Annotated in this window: 15 protein-coding genes; 13 read left to right on the forward strand and 2 right to left on the reverse strand. The window is 71.2% G+C overall.

The features are described from left to right. Together AW270_RS30165 and AW270_RS30170 are read left to right on the forward strand one after the other, a co-directional pair. On the forward strand, nt 1–891 hold the full coding sequence (locus tag AW270_RS30165) for a siderophore-interacting protein (protein WP_061299518.1): 891 nt from the start codon (nt 1–3) through the stop codon (nt 889–891). A gap of 39 nt (nt 892–930) precedes the next feature. Continuing rightward, nucleotides 931–1,722 carry an NmrA family NAD(P)-binding protein gene (locus AW270_RS30170; RefSeq protein ID WP_061299519.1) on the forward strand — a complete coding sequence of 264 codons (792 nt, stop codon included), beginning with the start codon at nt 931–933 and terminating at the stop codon, nt 1,720–1,722. A gap of 175 nt (nt 1,723–1,897) precedes the next feature. Here the strand turns inward: AW270_RS30170 and AW270_RS30175 are convergent, their stop codons facing one another. Next, on the reverse strand, nt 1,898–6,547 hold the full coding sequence (locus AW270_RS30175; RefSeq protein ID WP_061299520.1) for a CLIPPER-2 domain-containing protein: 4,650 nt from the start codon (nt 6,545–6,547) through the stop codon (nt 1,898–1,900). A 226-nt stretch (nt 6,548–6,773) separates the two neighbouring features. On the opposite strand from AW270_RS30175, the gene AW270_RS30180 reads away from it, so the two are divergent. Then, the gene (locus AW270_RS30180) at nt 6,774–7,313 is read left to right on the forward strand and encodes a hypothetical protein (RefSeq protein WP_061299521.1); all 540 of its coding nucleotides are present in this window, start codon (nt 6,774–6,776) and stop codon (nt 7,311–7,313) included. A 31-nt stretch (nt 7,314–7,344) separates the two neighbouring features. Further along, entirely contained in the window at nt 7,345–8,745 is a 1,401-nt protein-coding gene (locus AW270_RS30185; protein WP_061299522.1) for a PepSY-associated TM helix domain-containing protein, read from the forward strand. Nucleotides 8,746–8,749: 4 nt separating this feature from the next. Here the strand turns inward: AW270_RS30185 and AW270_RS30190 are convergent, their stop codons facing one another. After that, complete coding sequence (locus AW270_RS30190) at nt 8,750–9,646, reverse strand: sulfite exporter TauE/SafE family protein (protein WP_061299523.1); 897 nt, start codon at nt 9,644–9,646, stop codon at nt 8,750–8,752. A gap of 154 nt (nt 9,647–9,800) precedes the next feature. On the opposite strand from AW270_RS30190, the gene AW270_RS30195 reads away from it, so the two are divergent. From AW270_RS30195 to AW270_RS30235, 9 genes are all read left to right on the forward strand, one after another. Further along, the gene (locus AW270_RS30195; RefSeq protein WP_061299524.1) at nt 9,801–10,178 is read left to right on the forward strand and encodes a hypothetical protein; all 378 of its coding nucleotides are present in this window, start codon (nt 9,801–9,803) and stop codon (nt 10,176–10,178) included. A 36-nt stretch (nt 10,179–10,214) separates the two neighbouring features. Then, entirely contained in the window at nt 10,215–11,129 is a 915-nt protein-coding gene (locus AW270_RS30200; protein WP_061299525.1) for an SDR family NAD(P)-dependent oxidoreductase, read from the forward strand. Nucleotides 11,130–11,141: 12 nt separating this feature from the next. Then, complete coding sequence (locus AW270_RS30205; protein WP_061299526.1) at nt 11,142–11,927, forward strand: isocitrate lyase/PEP mutase family protein; 786 nt, start codon at nt 11,142–11,144, stop codon at nt 11,925–11,927. A 19-nt stretch (nt 11,928–11,946) separates the two neighbouring features. Beyond that, nucleotides 11,947–12,546, forward strand: a complete 600-nt coding sequence (locus AW270_RS30210; protein WP_061299527.1) for a sulfite oxidase-like oxidoreductase — start codon at nt 11,947–11,949, stop codon at nt 12,544–12,546. Further along, complete coding sequence (locus tag AW270_RS30215; protein WP_061299528.1) at nt 12,539–13,261, forward strand: ferredoxin reductase; 723 nt, start codon at nt 12,539–12,541, stop codon at nt 13,259–13,261. Before AW270_RS30210 ends, AW270_RS30215 begins: the two co-directional genes overlap by 8 nt. Before the next feature lie 3 nt (nt 13,262–13,264). Then, nucleotides 13,265–13,525, forward strand: a complete 261-nt coding sequence (locus tag AW270_RS30220; protein WP_061299529.1) for a DUF6510 family protein — start codon at nt 13,265–13,267, stop codon at nt 13,523–13,525. Nucleotides 13,526–13,570: 45 nt separating this feature from the next. Then, nucleotides 13,571–14,701, forward strand: coding sequence for an amidohydrolase family protein (locus tag AW270_RS30225; RefSeq protein ID WP_061299530.1), 1,131 nt, complete (start codon nt 13,571–13,573; stop codon nt 14,699–14,701). A 78-nt stretch (nt 14,702–14,779) separates the two neighbouring features. Continuing rightward, nucleotides 14,780–15,583 carry a class I SAM-dependent methyltransferase gene (locus AW270_RS30230; RefSeq protein ID WP_061299531.1) on the forward strand — a complete coding sequence of 268 codons (804 nt, stop codon included), beginning with the start codon at nt 14,780–14,782 and terminating at the stop codon, nt 15,581–15,583. Further along, the gene (locus tag AW270_RS30235; protein WP_063819392.1) at nt 15,583–16,767 is read left to right on the forward strand and encodes an isochorismate synthase; all 1,185 of its coding nucleotides are present in this window, start codon (nt 15,583–15,585) and stop codon (nt 16,765–16,767) included. The genes AW270_RS30230 and AW270_RS30235 overlap by 1 nt, the downstream gene beginning before the upstream one ends. Nucleotide 16,768 lies beyond the last annotated feature (1 nt).

Consider the following 16,768-nt stretch of genomic DNA (forward strand, 5'->3'; position numbering starts at 1 on the left):
ATGCACGACCCCTGGCACGTCTTCCAGGTGCGGGTCCGCCGCGTCGACCGGCTCAGCCCGGCGTTCCTCCGCGTCACCTTCACCGGCGACGACCTGGAACACTTCGCCGACCCCGGCTACGACCAGCGGATCAAGCTGGTCCTGCCGATCCCCGAGTACGGCACCCTGCTGTTCCCCGACGGCCCCGACTGGTACGAGCGCTACCGCGCCCTGCCGCCGGACCGGAAGAACCCGTTCCGGACCTACACCGTCCGCGCCGTCCGCCCCGAGAAGGCCGAGGTGGACGTGGACGTCATCATGCACCCCGACGACGGCCACCTGGGCCCGGCCGTGAGGTGGGCGGCCAACGTCCAGGAGGACGACCGCTGCGCGCTGTGGGGCCCGGACGCCCGGCACGGCGGCCCCTACGGCGGCCTGGAGTTCAAGCTCCCCGCCGAGGGCGGGACCCTGCTGCTCGCGGGCGACGAGACGGCGGTCCCGGCGATCATGCGCATCCTGGAGCAGCTCCCCGCCGACGTCACCGGCGAGGCGCTGATGGAGGTGCCGCAGGCGGTGGACGTCCTGACGGAGACCGCCCCCGCCGGAATGCGGGTGACCTGGCTCCCCCGCGACGGCGCGGAACACGGATCGCGGCTGGTCGAGGCGGTTGAGGCCGCGGCGGCCCGCCTCATCCCGCCGGCCGCCCCCGCTCAGGTCGAGGACGTCGACATAGACGAGGACATCCTGTGGGAGATCCCCGAGACGCCCCCGGCGGCCTGTTCCGTGTGGCTGGCCGGGGAGGCCGGAGTGGTCAAGACGCTCCGCCGCCACCTGGTGGGAGAGCGCGGCCTCGACCGGAAGGCGGTCGCCTTCATGGGCTACTGGCGGAAGGGCAGGGCCGAGTCGATCTGAGGCCAGGTTCTGACCGCATCGGTTCCTAGGGTCGGCGGCATGACACGCATCCTGGTCACCGGCGCGACGGGCAACGTCGGCCGCCCCCTGGTGACCCAGCTCATCGAGGCGGGCCACGAGGTCCGCGCGCTCACCCGGAACCCCGCGCAAGCGAACCTCCCCGACGGCGTGGAGATCGTCGAGGGCGACCTGTCCCACCCCTCGGGCCTCTTCGACGACGTGGACGCCGCCCACCTCATCACCTTCGCCGGCGACCCCTCGGCCATCGCGACGGCGGCCAGGGCCCTGAAACGGGTGACGCTGCTGCGCGGCTCCCCCGACGCCGACCCGCTGGAACTCGCCCTCCGCGAGGCGGGCCTGCGCCCGACGGGCCTGGCCCCCGTCGAGTTCATGTCCAACGCCCTGGACTGGGCCGACACCATCAGGACGGAGGGCGTGGTGAGACACGGCTTCGCGACCGTGCCCAGCTCGACGGTCCACGAGTCCGACATCGCGGCCGTGGCGGCCGCCGCCCTGACGGAGGACGGCCACCAGGGCGAGGAGTACTGGATCACCGGCCCCGAGGCGCTGACCGTCCCGGAGAAGGTGGCGGTGCTGTCGAAGGTCCTCGCCCGCGACATCCGCTACGAGGAACTGACCGCCGAGCAGATGACGGCCCACTGGGCGTCGTGGGGCTTCGACGAGGACGACATCGCCTTCATGCTCCAGATGAGCACCGACCCACCCGTCCAGGGCCGCACGGTCCTGCCCACGGTCGAACAGGTCACGGGCCGCCCGGCCCGCACGTTCGCCGACTGGGTCCGCGAGAACGCGGCGGCCTTCACGGGCTGAGACGGGCCGTCGTCGCGGCGGGGAGCCCGCGCGGCCGGTTGCCGCCGGACGCGCGGAGGACGCGGGTGCGGCGGGCGGCGCCGGGGTGGGCGGAGCCGTAACGGAGAAGGGCCTGAAAGGCGGTCGCCCGCGTTCTCCGGGGAGGACGCGGGCGACCGTGTGGAGTGTTCTTCGGTCAGAGCGCCAGGCGGGCGACCGCGAGGGTGCCCAGGCCCGGGACGTACTGGCTGGTGCCGTCGCCCAGGGGGGCGCAGGTGGCCTCGGCGGTCATGGTGCGGCAGGCCCACGTCTTCCTGGCCTTGACCTTGACCTTCTTGGCGACCTTCACGAACTTGTGGGGCTTGTGGTGGTGCTTCCAGCCCCACTCGCCCCAGCCGCGGTGGTGGTGACGGTGGTGCCACTTGTGGTGGTGGCGGTGACCGTGGTGCCACTTGTGATGGTGATGGTGGCCGTGGTGCCACTTGTGGTGATGGTGGTGGCGGGGCTTGTGGTGGTGGCGGCCCTCGTCGAGGTCGTCGTCCTCATCCTCGCGCTCCTCCTCGGCCTCTTCCTCGTGGTCGACCGGGTCGATCGGGAAGGGCTTCACCGGCTTGTGCGGCCGGGGCCACCAGCAGTGCTTCTTCTTCTTGTCCCAGCCCCACTTGCAGTGGTGGTGCGGCGGGCGGGGCGGGAAGGCGCGGCTGACGCCGACGGTCACGGTGCACGGCGCGGCGGTCGAGCCGGGCAGGCAGATCGTGTCGGCGACGGTGGTGCTGACCTCGTCGACCAGGTTGCGGCCGGCCGCGTTGCTGTTCGCCCTGATCTGGAAGGTGATGACGACGTTCGCGTTGTTCGCGAGCGAGCCCTCCCAGTTGAGGGTGGTGCCGGTGATCGTGGCGGCGCCGGTCGAGCTGGCGATCGAACCCGGGACGAGCGTGCCGTTGTTCAGCACGTCGACCAGGGCGGTGTGGATCTGCAGCGGCGAGAGCGCGTACCCGGAGAGGTTGGTGATGGTCTCCGTGATGGTGACGATCTGGCCGGCGCGGACCGGGTTCGGGGTGGCGGTCTGCGCGACCGACACATTGGGCAGCAGGATCTTGACCGGGACGGTGGCCTGGCTCTGGTTCGAGGCCAGCGGGCCGTCCGTGTCGGTGCCCGACGCCTGGGCGTAGGTGGTGAACGTGCCGGTCTTCGCCTCTTCGCCGGTGATGACGTGCGAGGCGGTGCACACCATTGTCGCCGACGGGGTGCCCTGCGGGCCGAGCGTGGTGCTCGGGCAGACGATGTTCGACACGGTCGGGTCGTCGACGACGATCCCGGTGACGTTGCCGATGCCCTGGTGGGTCAGCGTGAACCGGTACTGGACGGTGTCGCCGACCTGGAACGGGTTGTCGGGCGTGCGCGGGTTCAGCACCGTGGTGGTGAGCTGCAGCTCCTGCGGGTCGGCGTTGATCGTGACGACCGGGCCGCACGGAGTGGTGCAGGTCGCGCCCGGCGTGGCCGAGCTGACGTGGTCCTGCATGGTGTCGCCGCCGGCGTCCTGGCGGGCCGTCACCGAGAACGTGATGGTCTCGGTCTCACCCGGGACGAGCGAGTCGACCCAGGTCAGGTTGGTGCCGGAGATGCCGGCCACGCCCGACGAGAACGCCAGGTCGTTGTTGTAGTTGGCGTGGTTGAACACGTTCGACAGGTTGTCGACGAGCTGCGCACCCGGGATGTCGAGCAGACCCGCGTTGGTCACGTGGATCGTGTACGTGACCACGCCGCCCGGGTGGGTCGAGGTGGTGCTGACCGACTCGGCGATGTGCAGGATCGGCCTGACGACGACGGTCCGGACCGAGGTCTCGGTCTGGTTCGACGCGATCGGCGCGCCACCGTCGTTGCCCTGTGCCTGGGCCAGCGTGGTGAAGGTGCCGTCCCGGGCGTCCTCGGCGGTGATGACGTGCGATGCGGTGCAGGTCATCGTGGCCGTCGGGGTGCCCTGCGGGCCGAGCTCGGTGCGCGGGCAGGTGATCGGGCTGACGTTCTGGTCGAAGATCTGCACGCCGGTCACCGACCCGATGCCCTGGTGGGTCACCGTGAAGGTGTAGTTGACCGTGTCGCCGACCTTGAACGGGTTGTCGGGGAGACGCGGGTTCGAGACGGCGGCCGTCAGGATCAGCTTCTGCGGCGCGGCGGCGACCGCGACCGTGCTGGTGCACGGAAGCGCGGTGGTCGGGCCGGTGGCGCAGGTCGCGCCGGTGACCGGCGAGGTGATCGAGTCGGTCAGGCTGGTGCCGCCGGCGCTCTGGTCGGCGGTGACCGAGAACGTGATCTGCTCCGACTCACCAGGCGCCAGGTTCGACGTCGACCAGGTCAGCGTGTTGCCGTTGATCGCGGCCGTGCCGTGCGTCGCGGTGAGGTCGTTGTTGTAGGAGGCGTTGTTCAGCACGTTCGACAGGTTGTCGGTGATGCTCGCCGGCGCGATCGCCAGCTTGCCGGTGTTGGTCACCGTGATGGTGTAGGTGACCGTGCCGCCGACGTCGATCGTCTTGGCCGAGACGGTCTCGGCGATCGTCATCTGCGGCTTCTCGACGACGACCGGGACAGAGGTGGTCGTCTGGTTCGAGGTCTCCGTGGCGCCGTTGTAGGTGCCGGTGGCCGTCGCCTTCGTGGTGAAGGTGCCGGTCAGCGTCTCGTTCGGCTGGATGACGTGCGAACCGGTGCAGGTCATCGTCGCCGACGGGGTGCCCTCCGGGCCGAGCGTGGTGCTCGGGCAGACGACGTTGGTGACGTCCGGGTCGTTGATCTTGACGCCGGTGACCGTGCCGACGCCGCCGTGGGTGACGGTGAAGCTGTAGTCCACCTCGTCACCCGCCTTGAACGGGTTGGTCGGCGGACGCGGGTTGGTGACCGTGGTGGTCAGGGTCAGCGACTGCGGGTCGGGCGTGATCGGCACCGACTTGCCACAGGGCAGCGGGGCCTGACGGCCGGCGCGGCGCTGGACCGAGAACTCCGCCGACGGGGTCACGACACAGTCGGCTCCGGCGGTCGAGGAGGTGATGACGTCGGTCAGCGTCTGGCCGCCCGAGTCGAGGTGCGTCGTCACCGAGAAGGTGATCTTCGTCTGCGCGTTGACCGGCAGGTTGCCGAACCAGGTCAGCGTGGTGCCGGTGATCGAGGCGGTGCCGACCGTCGCGGTGAGGTCGTTGTTGTACGTCGCCTTGTCCAGCACCTTCGACAGGTCGTCGCTCAGCGTGGCCGGGTTCAGCGCGACGCCGCCGGTGTTGGTGGCCGTGATGGTGTAGGTCACCTTCTGGCCGACCTTCGCCGGGTCGGGCGTGACGGTCTCCGCGATGTCCAGCATCGAGGTGAGCTGCTTGACCGGGACCGTGGCCGACGACGGGTTCGAGCTGATCGGCCCGCCGATCGAGGTCGCGTTCGCGGTCGCCGTCGTGGTGAAGGTGTCCTTGCCGGTCGCGTCCGCGACGGTGATCGTGTGCTCACCGGTGCAGGTCATCGACGCCGACGCGGTGCCCGCCGGGCCGAGCGTGGTCGTCGGGCAGACGATGTTCGTCGCCGTCGGGTCGCTCACCGAGACGCCGGTGAGCGGGCTCGGGCCGGTGTTGGTCACCAGGAAGTCGTAGTGGACGACGTCGCCCACGACGTGCGGGTCCGACGGCGGCCGCTGGTCCTGCTTCTGGACGGTGGTCACCAGGTCCAGGAGCTGGAGCGGCGTCACCGAGCCGACGACCAGGTTCCTGATCAGGTGGGTGTCGATCAGACCGCCGGTGGAGGCGCTGAAGCCGAACTTGACCGTCGGCGGGGCCGGCTCGTCGAGCTGCTTGTCCAGCACGCGCTGGTAGCCGTTGCCGTCGTTGAAGTCGATGTCGACGTGCAGCAGTTCGGCGGAGCTGAGGGTGATGCGGACCCGGCGCAGCGCCGGGCCGGGGCCGGCGCCCGGGTCACGGAGGCTGCCGGGCAGCGTGGTGACGAAGCCGGCCGGCTTGGTGGCGTCGGGCGTCATCGTGGTCGCGATCCAGCAGTAGTCGATCAGACCCTGGCCGGGGCCGCGCACCGTGACGGTGTCGGGGACCTGGATGGTGGTCGCGATCGGCGACTTCTTGTTCGCGGGGCACTGGTTGCCGCGGTTCTCGCCGTCGTTGACGAAGTTGCCGTAGGCGTCGAGGCCGACGCCGAGGTAGCCGGAGTCGACGCCGGGTGTCAGGTTGCGCTGGGCGTAGCCGAGCGAGCCGCCGTCGGCGCCGTCGTCCTTCAGCTCGGCCGCGCCGTCGACCAGGAAGAAGCCGATGCCGTCGGCGCCGTTGCCGCCGTACTGGAACTGGTCGAACTCGACGACGAGGCCGTTGTTGTTCGACAGGGCGCGGTTGTAGACGACGCCGCCGACCCGGTAGTTCGCGTTGTCGGTCAGCTGCAGATAACCGGGGATCACGCCGGGCGCGGGAACCGGCGGGGTCGTCTGCGTCGGCTGATTGCACGGCCCGGTGGCGGAGACGCCGGGGGGCGGTACGACGGTCGCGCCGGTGAGGCAGACCGTGCCGAGCGGCACGAAGCCGGAGTCGGCGATGGTCGCGCCGGTGAAGGTTTCATTGAGCAGCAGCGACGCGGGCTGGAGCTGCTTGCGAACCTTGAAGACCTGGGTCTCCTTGCGGAGCCTGTTCGCGACCGCCTGCTGGTACCGGTTGAGGGTGACCGGCTTGACCTTCTTCGCCGTCTTGACGGCCTTGGCCGGCTTGGCCGTGACGACTGCACGGCTGACCTGCGACCGGACACCGGAGGGGTTCTTCTCCCCCGGGTCGGCGAGGGCGACGGTCGAACCCGTCGTCCCCGCCAGGAAAAACGCCAAAGTGGCGGTGGAAAGAGGTCGAACGAGCGACCTTGATGCGAAGATCACGCATTCACGCTAAGAGTGTGACCTCGTAATACTACGGAGCGCATCCGTCCGTGTTCGGTCAACGATCACCAATAGGCCGATGTGCCGGTAATCGAACGGCCGGGGCCTCTGTCGCGTATCTCCGGTTGTGAGCGCTTGAGGCCTTGCCTCTCTGATCGTTTCTGGGAGCATTGCGGTCGTGGACATCGGCGGGCCCGGCTTACGCGTCGCACGCGCGGCGGTCTTCGCCGTCGTCTGCGTGGTCGCGTCGCTCGCCATGCACGTGCTCGCCGGGGGTTCCCCCGTCCACCTGCCGCTCGTGGGGGCGGCCACGTTAGCGACCGGCTGCGTCGCCTTCGCGCTGGCCCGGCGCCGCCTGTCCGGCCCGGTGCTGCTCGCCTTCTCCTTCCTCTTCCAGTACGGCATGCACCACCTGTTCGCCCTGGGGGCCGTGACGCCCCCGGCCGACCACCACACCGGCGGGGCCGCGGCCGCGCTCGGCATGGCGGTCGCCCACGGCGTGGTCGCGGTGCTGTCGGCGGCCTGGCTGTCGCGGGGCGAGAACGCCCTGGCGGAGTTGCTGCACCTGCTGGTGGCGCGTCTGTTCGTGCTGCTGCGGCCCCGGATCCCGGCCGTCGGGGTCGTGGTGTTCCGGGGCGAGGCGGCCGCCGTTCCGCAGGAGAGGTTCCTCGCGTCCGTCCTCCGGCGGAGAGGTCCACCGGTTCAGCCCGCCCGCTGAACCTCGTCGACCTCTCATCCGGAGAAAAAACATGACCACGATCGACGTGCGTCCGACGACGCCCGATTCCGACTCCACATCGTCAACGCACAACTACCGCCTGCTGTGGCGGTGGCACTTCTACGCCGGGGTGTTCGTCGCCCCGATCCTGTTCGTGATGGCCGTGACCGGCTCGATCTACCTGTTCAAGCAGCCCTTCGACGCGGCGATGCAGCGGGACGTGCGCGAGGTGGCCGCCGTCGCGAACCCGGTGCCGCTCGCCGACCAGGTCGCGGCTGCCCAGGCCGTGAAGCCGGGCGTCGCCATCCGGGCGGTGATCCCGCCCTCGGGGCCCGACCGCTCCACCCGGGTCATCTTCCAGGGCGCCGACCCGGGCCCGTTCGCCGACGGCGTCTCCGTGTACGTCAACCCGGCCGACGCCACGGTCCTCGGCACGGTCGACGACGCGGCGACGTTCATGACGATGATCCGCAAGATCCACGGCGAGCTGATGGCCGGGGTCGTCGGCGACCGGATCGTGGAGACGGCCGCCTGCTGGTCGCTGATCCTCATCGCCACCGGCACCTACATGTGGTGGACGACCAGGAAGCGGGCCGCCCCGAAGAGGCGGACCCGCGCCTCGCTGCGCCGCCTGCACATGTGGACCGGCGTCGGCGCCGGTGTGGCGATCGTGTTCCTGGTCCTGTCGGGGCTGCCGTGGTCGGGCTTCTGGGGCGACTACGTGAACAAGGCGCAGGCCTATTTCGACTCCGGCTACCCCGAGGTGACCTCGTCGTCGACGCTCACCGGCGACCTGTCGCACCACCCCGACGTGAAGGTGCCGTGGGCGGCCGAGAACCTGCCGGTGCCCGAGTCGACGGCGCACCACGGCGGGGGCGGCGGCGTGCTCCAGCCGGGCGCGATCGCGCTGGAGGCGGCGCTGACGGCGGCCCGGCCGGCGATCCGCGACTGCCCGCCGGGACAGTGTGACCTGAAGATGCTGCTGCCCGCCGAGCCGACCGGCGTCTACACGGTCGTCACCGACCACTACCGCGACCCGTCGGCCGGGCAGACCCTGCACATCGACCAGTACAGCGGGAAGATCCTCACCGACTACGGCTGGAACGAGTACGGCGTGATGGCCAAGGCCGTCGAACTGGGCATCGCGATCCACGAGGGCCGCCGCTACGGCCTGGTGAACCTGCTCGTCATGCTCGGGGCGTGCCTGGCGCTGATCACGCTGATCGTGACCGGTGTGTGGATGTGGTGGAAGCGCCGCCCGAAGGGCCGGATCGGCGCGCCGCGCCGCCCGGCGAACGGGCGCACCACCTGGGGCGTGGTGGCCCTGCTCGCCGTGCTGGGGCTGCTGTTCCCGCTGGCCGGGCTGACGATGGTCGTGATGGTGATCATCGACAGAGTGGTCGACAGGGTGGTCGTGAAGGTGCGCGGCTGACCTCTCAGGCCGCCGGGGTCAGCTCGGCCTCGGCGGCCTTGGTCTTGCGGTGCTCGCCGACCGAGTAGGCGATCGCCCCGACCCAGACGAGCGCGAGGATGACGTACACGACGGTCTGGGTCCCGCTGGAGGCGGCGATCCAGTCACTGCGCAGGAGCGTGCGCACGTTGGTGAGGATGATCAGGCCGCCGACGGCGGAGCCGAGGATGCGCGGCGCGACGTAGCGCACGATGAAGGCGGCGATCGGCGCGGCGATGACGCCGCCGAGCAGCAGCACGCCGACCCAGGCGAAGTCGATGTTCTCCGAGCCGATGCCGAACAGGAAGCCGAGCGAGGCGGCGATGGCGACGAGGAACTCGCTGGCGTCGATCGAGCCGATGACCTTGCGCGGCTCCATCCGGCCGCTGGCCAGGATCGCCGGGGTGCCGACCGGGCCCCAGCCGCCGCCGCCGGTCGCGTCGACGAACCCGGCGAACAGCCCGAGCGGGGCCAGGAACCGCTTGCGCATGGGCTTGCCGAGGTTCTTCTTCGGCAGGCCGAAGGCGGTGAAGCGGATCAGGATGTAGAGGCCGAGCGTGAGCAGGATCAGCGACATGATCGGCGCGCCCGACTCGGTGGACAGGCTCGACAGGAAGGTCGCGCCCGCGAAGGCGCCGATGGCGCCCGGGATGCCGATCTTCGCGACGACCTTCCAGTCGATGTTGTTGAAGCGCCAGTGGGCGACGCCCGAGGCGAGGGTTGTGCCGATCTCGGCCAGGTGCACGGTCGCCGACGCGGCGGCGGCGTTGGTGCCGATGGCCAGCAGCAGGGTGGTGGAGGTGACGCCGTAAGCCATGCCGAGGCTGCCGTCGACGAGTTGGGCCGCGAATCCGACGAGCCCGAGCAAGAGCAGTGACCGCACGGCATCTCCTTGTCTTCCTACTTTGCCCCTAGGTTAAATGAAGACCTTTCTGGGATGAAACTGCCGTTCTGTGCCATCTGCAAAAGGCCAGGTCGGGGTAACGGTCTCGCCAGTCCCCCGGCCTCCGGTCCCGCGCCTTCCTAATGTCAGCCGTGTGAACGCACTGACGAGCGGAGACCTCGCCCTGGGCGCGGCGGTCGGGGTCGGCGGCCTGGGTCTGAGCATGGTCGGCCTGCTGGTGAACCGGCGGGTTCTCGAAGAGCCGGGGCCGCCTCCGGTGGCGTGGCGGATCGCCCGCGTCCGCGGCACCCAGTCACTCTGCTGGCTGACCAACACGGGCACCGACCGGGCTCTGTCGGTGACGGCCGACCGGCGCAAGGCCGGGCCTGGCCTCGGCGACCTGCCCTCGGCGGTGGCCATCGGGCCGGGGTCGAGCTGGCAGTTCCTGCTGCGCCCGGCGGCCCGGCACCCCGGGGTCATCTGGCTGACCTGGGAGGGGCAGCCGGAGCCGGTGGCCGTGCCGATGCCTTGACCCCGGTTTGACGGCTGGCTCGCTAGTTTCGGAGTTATGACCGTTAAAACGCCTTTTGGGGCAGATTCCACGGCGAGTGAGGTCATCGAAGGCATCGACCTCGGCGGCAGACGCGCCATCGTCACCGGCGCCAACTCCGGCATCGGCCTGGAGACCGCCCGGGTCCTGGCCGACGCGGGGGCCGAGGTCATGCTCGCGGTCCGCGACGTCGACGCCGGCATCCGCGCCGCCGACGAGATCGGCGGCAAGATCGCCATCGCCCATCTGGACCTCTCCGACCAGGCCTCGGTCCGCGACTTCGTCGCCGGGTGGGCCGGGCCGCTCGACATCCTGGTCGACAACGCGGGCATCTCGGCGCCCCCGCTGACCCGGACGCCCGAGGGCTGGGAGCTTCAGTTCGCCACCAACCACCTGGGCCACTTCACCCTGACCACCGGCCTGCACGAGGCGCTGGCCATGCGCCCGGGAGCGCGCGTGGTGGTGCTGAGCTCGGTCGCCAACCTGCGGTCGCCGGTGGTGTTCGACGACATCCACTACATGCGCCGCGAGTACGACCCGATGGAGGCCTACGGCCAGTCGAAGACCGCCAACGCGCTGTTCGCGGTCGGCGCGGCCGGGCGCTGGGCGGGCGACGGGATCATGGTGAACGCGGTGATGCCCGGGGTGATCCGCACCGGCATCCAGCGCCACTTCACCGAAGAGGGCTTCCAGAGCCTCATGGACAACACCGGCCGCCCGGCGGGCAAGACCATCCCGCAGGGCGCCGCCACCAGCGTCCTGGTGGCGACCTCACCGCTGCTCGACGGGGTCACCGGCCGCTACTTCGAGGACTGCAACGAGGCCGAGCCCTACCCGGGCACCGGCCCGAAGCGCGGCTACGCGCCCTACGCGGTCGACCCGGAGCTCGCCATGCGGCTCTGGTACGTCTCCCAGGAGATGCTCGGAACCTGATCTACTGGCCTCATGTCCACCGACAAGGCACGACTTTTCCGTTCACTGCACGTCCCCGGTGACCCGCTGCTGCTGCCCAACGCCTGGGACGCCGCCAGCGCCCGGCTGATCGAGCAGGCCGGCGCCAAGGCGGTCGCCACGACCAGCGCGGGCGTCGCGTGGAGCCTCGGGGTGGCCGACGGCGACCACCTCGGCCGCGACCGCGCCGCCGAGGCCGTGCGGCGGGTGGCCGCGACGGTCGGGGTGCCGGTCACCGCCGACGTCGAGAGCGGCTTCGGCGACACGCCCGACGACGTGGCGGTGACGATCGCCCGGATCATCGAGGCGGGGGCCGTGGGCGTCAACATCGAGGACGGCGTGCGGGACATCGCCGACCAGCAGGCCCGGCTCGCCGCCGCCCGCCGGGCCGCCGACGACGCCGGAATCCCGCTGTACATCAACGCCCGCATCGACGTCTTCCTCCGGGGCGGCGACGACCTGGCCGACACCCTGCGCCGGGCCTCGGCGTTCCTGGAGGCGGGCGCGACGGGGATCTTCGTGCCGGGCGTCACCGACCCGGGCCTGGTGTCACAGCTCGTCAAGGAGATCGACGCGCCGCTCAACGTGCTGCTGGGGCCGGGCGCGCCGCCGGTCGCGGCCTTCGCCGAGGCCGGGGTGGCCCGGATCAGCCTGGGCTCGTCGGTGGCCTCGGCCGCCTACGCCGTGGCCAGGGCCGCGACGCTGGAACTGCTCACCGACGGGACGTACACCTCGATCGCCGGGGGTCTGTCCTTCCGCGATCTCAACAACCTTCTCTAAATGGGGTAAGACGGCACCTATGGGGATCATCTCGCGCGCTTTCAGTGGCCGCCCACGGGAACCGGACGCCAAGCTGCCGCCCGGCCAGTACCTCGTCCACGACTTCCCGGTCCTGTCGGCCGGGCCGACCCCGCGGGTGCCGCTCGACCGGTGGGAGTTCTCCATCGACACGGCCGAGGGCCAGGTTCACCGCTGGTCGTGGGAGGAGTTCCAGGCCCTTCCGCAGGAGACGCCGACGGTCGACCTCCACTGCGTGACGAAGTGGTCGAAGTTCGGCACCGGGTGGAAGGGCGTCAGCCTCGACGTGCTGATGGAGGACGTCGAGTCGGCCGCCGAGTACGCGCTGGCCTACAGCTACGGCGGTTACACGACCAACCTGCCGCTGGAGGACCTCCTCGACGGCAAGGCCTGGATCGTGCACGAGTACGACGGCGAGGAGCTCGCCCCCGCCCACGGCGGCCCGGCCCGGCTCCTGGTGCCGCACCTCTACCTGTGGAAGTCGGCCAAGTGGATCAAGGGCCTCCGCCTCCTCGACGAGGACTGGCCGGGCTTCTGGGAGACCGCGGGCTACCACAACTACGGCGACCCGTGGCGCGAGCAGCGCTACCAGGGTGATTAAGCGCCTGAACTGGCGGGTGGCCACCCTCGTGTCCACCCGTCAGGAGACCCCGACGGCGCGAACGCTGGTCTTCGACGTGCCCGGCTGGCCCGGCCATCTGCCCGGCCAGCACGTCGACGTGCGGCTGACCGCCCCCGACGGCTACAGCACCCAGCGCAGTTACTCCATCGCCAACGCCTCGTCCGAGGACCGGCTGGAGCTGACGGTCCAGACGGTCGGCGACGGCGAGGTGTCGCCCTACCTGACCGAGGTGCTGGAGCCCGGCGACCAGATCGAGCTGCGCGGCCCGGTCGGCGGCTGGTTCGTCTGGCGGCCCCACTCCTCCCCGCCGGTGCTGCTGGTCGGGGGCGGGTCGGGCATCGTGCCGCTGATGGCGATGGTCCGCTCGCGGGGCAAGAGCGACACCCCGTTCCGGCTGCTCTACTCGCTGCGCGACCCCGGCCAGCTCTTCTACGCCGACGAGCTGGAGAAGGTGATGGCGGGGGTCGAGGTGGCCTATCTCTACACCCGGATCGCCCCGCCCGACGCGGGCCGCGCCGCCGGGCGTCTCCAGGCGGCCGACCTAATCGCCTACGGCTGGCCGCCGGAGACCGCACCCGACGTCTACGTCTGCGGCCCGACGGGGTTCGTCGAGGCCGCGGCCGACCTGCTGACCGGGCTGGGCCACGACCCGGCCAAGATCAGAACCGAGCGTTTCGGACCCACCGGAGGCTGACCCATGGACTACCAGGACGGCAACGCCCTCGCCGGGCCGCTGAGCGAGATCTTCACCCTCGACGTCACCGTGGCGCAGGGCACCTGCGCGGGCTGCGGCCTGCGGGGCCCGCTGGCCGGGCTGCACGTCTACGGCGCCGCCCCCGGCCTGGTGGCCCGCTGCCCCGGGTGCGAGGAGGTCGTGCTGACGCTGGTCAGGGGGCCGAAGGACGTCTGGCTCGACATGCGGGGGGCGGTGTCGCTCAGGATCCCGGTCACTGAGTAGCCCCATACTCAAGCGCGCGACCGGAAATGGGCGGATAGTCGGCACATGCCCATCATTCGCGCGCGCCGCGTCTTCGACGGCAGGGATCTGACCGCCAAGCGGGCCGTCGTCGTCTCGGACGGCAGGATCGTCGAACTGCTCGACGACGCGCCCGAGAGCGGCGACGTCCGCGACCTCGGCGACGTCACCCTGCTGCCGGGGCTCGTCGACACCCACGTCCACCTGGCCTTCGACGCCTCCCCCGACCCGATCGCGGCCCTCGACGCCCCGGGCCTGCTCGACCGGATGCGCGCCGCCGCCCACGCCCACCTGGCCGTCGGCGTCACCACGGTGCGCGACCTGGGCGACCGCGGCTACCTGGCCTTACGCCTGGCCCGGGAGATGACCGACGGGCCGGAGATCCTCAGCGCCGGAGCCCCGATCACCTCGGTCAGAGGGCACTGCTGGTTCCTCGGGGGCGAGGCCGAGGGGGTCGACGGCGTGCGCAAGGCCGTCCGCGAACGGGCCGACAAGGGCGCCCACGCCGTCAAGATGATGATCACGGGCGGCGAGATGACGCCCGGGACCTTCTCCCACCTCAACCAGTTCAGCCGGGCCGAGATCGAGGCGGCGGCCGACGAGGCGCGCCGTCACGGGCTGCCGATCGCCGGGCACGCCCACAGCGGGCCGGGCATCCTGGCCGCGGCCGAGGCCGGGTTCGACACGGTCGAGCACGTCACCTTCCTGACCGAGGACGGCGTCGCCCCCGACCCCGGGATCATGGCGACCATGGCCGCGAACGGCGTGGCCGCCTCGCTGACCGTCGGCGTCCAGCCCGGCTTCCCGCCGCCGCCGAGGATCGCCGCGCTGCTGCCCCGGCTCCACGAGAGCCTGCGCCTGCTGTACGAGTCGGGCGTCACCATCGTCGGCGGCAGCGACTCGGGCATCGGCCCGCCCAAGCCCCACGGCATCCTCACCCGCGGCGGGGAGATGCTGTCCATGTCCGGGATGACCCCGGTCGAGATGCTGCGCGCGTTCACCTCCGACGCCGCCAGGGTCTGCCGGATCGACCGCAGGAAGGGCCGGATCGCGCCCGGCTTCGACGCCGACCTCCTCGCCGTGCACGGCGACCCCACGATCGATCACACCGCTCTCCGGAACACCGCCGCCGTGTTTCGGAAGGGCGCACCACTCTGAGTGTCTGCCGATGACCTGATGTGATCACGGCCTAGCATGCGGAACCGGACTGCTTGTCTTTCCCGGGGGGGAAATCCGATGACGCATGCGCTCGCGCACCAATATGTCTTCGACAACGACGGCGACCACTCCGCCGACCAGCACCGCTGCCTGGCCGACCTGCTCGACCCGCTGACCTTCGCCCGGCTCGCCCAGACCGGCGTCCGGGACGGCTGGAACTGCCTGGAGATCGGGGCCGGCGGCGGCAGCGTCGCGCGGTGGCTGGCCGACCGGGCCGCGCCGCGCGGCCACGTCTTCGCCACCGACATCAAGCCGGGGCTCATCCCGCCGCACGACGGGCTCACCGTCACCCGGCACGACATCGTGCACGACCCGCTGCCAGAGGCGGCGTTCGACCTGATCCACGCCCGGCTCGTGCTCAGCCACCTGACCGAGCGGGCGGCGGTCCTGCGGCGGCTGCGCGACGCGCTGAAGCCGGGCGGCTGGCTGCAGGTCGACGAGATCGACGTCACCCACTGGCCCGCCCTGATGACGCCCGACCACACCGCCCGGGAGCTCTACGAGACGTTCCTGCGCGCGATGGCCTCGGTGCTGGTCGACGTGGGCAGCGACCCGACGTGGGGGCGTTCGGCCGCCCAGGAGATCGCCGAGGCCGGGTTCGTCCAGATCGACCCGTGGTGCCACGTCGAGGTGTGGGGGCCGAAGTCGCCCGGCCTGGAACTGCTCACCAGCAACAGCTTCCACCTGGAGGACCACTTCCTGGCCACCGGCCTGACGAAGGACCAGCTCGGCGAGGTGCGGGCGGTCATGGCCGACCCGGGGTTCCGCGCGGTCTCCTTCACCGTCCACTCGGTGCTGGCGCGCCGGCCAGAGGGGACCTGATGGACCTGGTGCGGACGGTTCCGATCCAGGATCCGGGCCCGCTGATCGACGCCGTGCCCTTCTCCGACAGCCTGCTGTGGCTGCACGGCGACGAGGGCATGGCCGGGTGGGGGGTCGCGGCCCGGTTCGAGGTGAGCGGGCCCGGCCGGTTCGAGCACGCCCGCCGCTGGTTCCGGCGCTGGCTGGCCCAGCGCAACGTCGACGACCGGGTGGGCCTGCCGGGCTCGGGTCCGGTCGCGTTCGGCAGCTTCACCTTCGACCACGGGCCGGGGCGGTCGGTGTTCGTGATCCCGCAGGTCCTCATCGCCAAGCGCGGCCGCGCGTCGTGGATGACGACCGTGGGCGACCCCTGCCATCCCGATGGAACGGTCCCGGACCCGCTGCCGAACGTCCGCTGGCTGGCGCAGCCCGACGCCCGCGACCGCTTCCACAAGCAGGTGAGCAGGGCGGTCGAGGACATCCGCGCCGGGCGGCTGCACAAGGTCGTGCTGGCCAGGGACGTGCGGGGGCTGCTGGGCGGGCCCTTCGACCCGCGCACGGCGGTCTCCCGGCTGAACGAGAGGTTCCCCGGCTGCTGGACGTTCGCCGTCGACGGCCTGGTGGGCGCCTCGCCCGAGCTGCTGACCGGGCGGTTCGGCCGGATGGTGAAGTCGCTGGTGCTGGCCGGCACCGAGTGGCCCGGCGGGGCGATCGGCCTGGGCACCGAGAAGACCGCGGTGGAACACGAACTGGCCGCCGACTCGGCCGAGGACGTGCTGCGGGCCCACTGCCTGGAGCTCGACGTCCACGAGCCGCACGAGCTGCAACTGGCCAACGTCACCCACCTGGCGACCCGGATCAGCGGCACGCTCAGCCACAACGTCGACGCGCTCACCCTGGCCTCGCGGCTCCATCCGACCGCCGCCGTCTGCGGCACCCCGTTCCGGGAGGCCCTGGCGCTGCTGCGCGAGCTGGAGAACCTCGACCGGGGGCGCTACGCCGGCCCCGTCGGCTGGCAGGACATGCGCGGCGACGGCGAGTGGTGCATCGCGCTGCGCTGCGCCGAGGTGAAGGGGCCCGACCTCCGGCTGTTCGCCGGATGCGGCATCGTGGGCGACTCGAACCCCGCCTCGGAGTGGCACGAGACCGAGGCGAAGCTCGGCGCCATCCGGGATCTGTTCGCCGAACCCTCCTGCGTAAAGTGAG

Origin of the sequence: Herbidospora cretacea (assembly GCF_001570605.1) — a bacterium.
Taxonomy (GTDB): domain Bacteria; phylum Actinomycetota; class Actinomycetes; order Streptosporangiales; family Streptosporangiaceae; genus Herbidospora; species Herbidospora cretacea.

Coding starts and splice junctions, on each gene's coding strand:
- AW270_RS30230 (WP_061299531.1), top strand. CDS start 14,780: ATGACGCATGCGCTCGCGCACCAATATGTCTTCGACAACGACGGCGAC.
- AW270_RS30205 (WP_061299526.1), top strand. CDS start 11,142: ATGTCCACCGACAAGGCACGACTTTTCCGTTCACTGCACGTCCCCGGT.
- AW270_RS30220 (WP_061299529.1), top strand. CDS start 13,265: ATGGACTACCAGGACGGCAACGCCCTCGCCGGGCCGCTGAGCGAGATC.
- AW270_RS30185 (WP_061299522.1), top strand. CDS start 7,345: ATGACCACGATCGACGTGCGTCCGACGACGCCCGATTCCGACTCCACA.
- AW270_RS30235 (WP_063819392.1), top strand. CDS start 15,583: ATGGACCTGGTGCGGACGGTTCCGATCCAGGATCCGGGCCCGCTGATC.
- AW270_RS30225 (WP_061299530.1), top strand. CDS start 13,571: ATGCCCATCATTCGCGCGCGCCGCGTCTTCGACGGCAGGGATCTGACC.
- AW270_RS30210 (WP_061299527.1), top strand. CDS start 11,947: ATGGGGATCATCTCGCGCGCTTTCAGTGGCCGCCCACGGGAACCGGAC.
- AW270_RS30165 (WP_061299518.1), top strand. CDS start 1: ATGCACGACCCCTGGCACGTCTTCCAGGTGCGGGTCCGCCGCGTCGAC.
- AW270_RS30170 (WP_061299519.1), top strand. CDS start 931: ATGACACGCATCCTGGTCACCGGCGCGACGGGCAACGTCGGCCGCCCC.
- AW270_RS30200 (WP_061299525.1), top strand. CDS start 10,215: ATGACCGTTAAAACGCCTTTTGGGGCAGATTCCACGGCGAGTGAGGTC.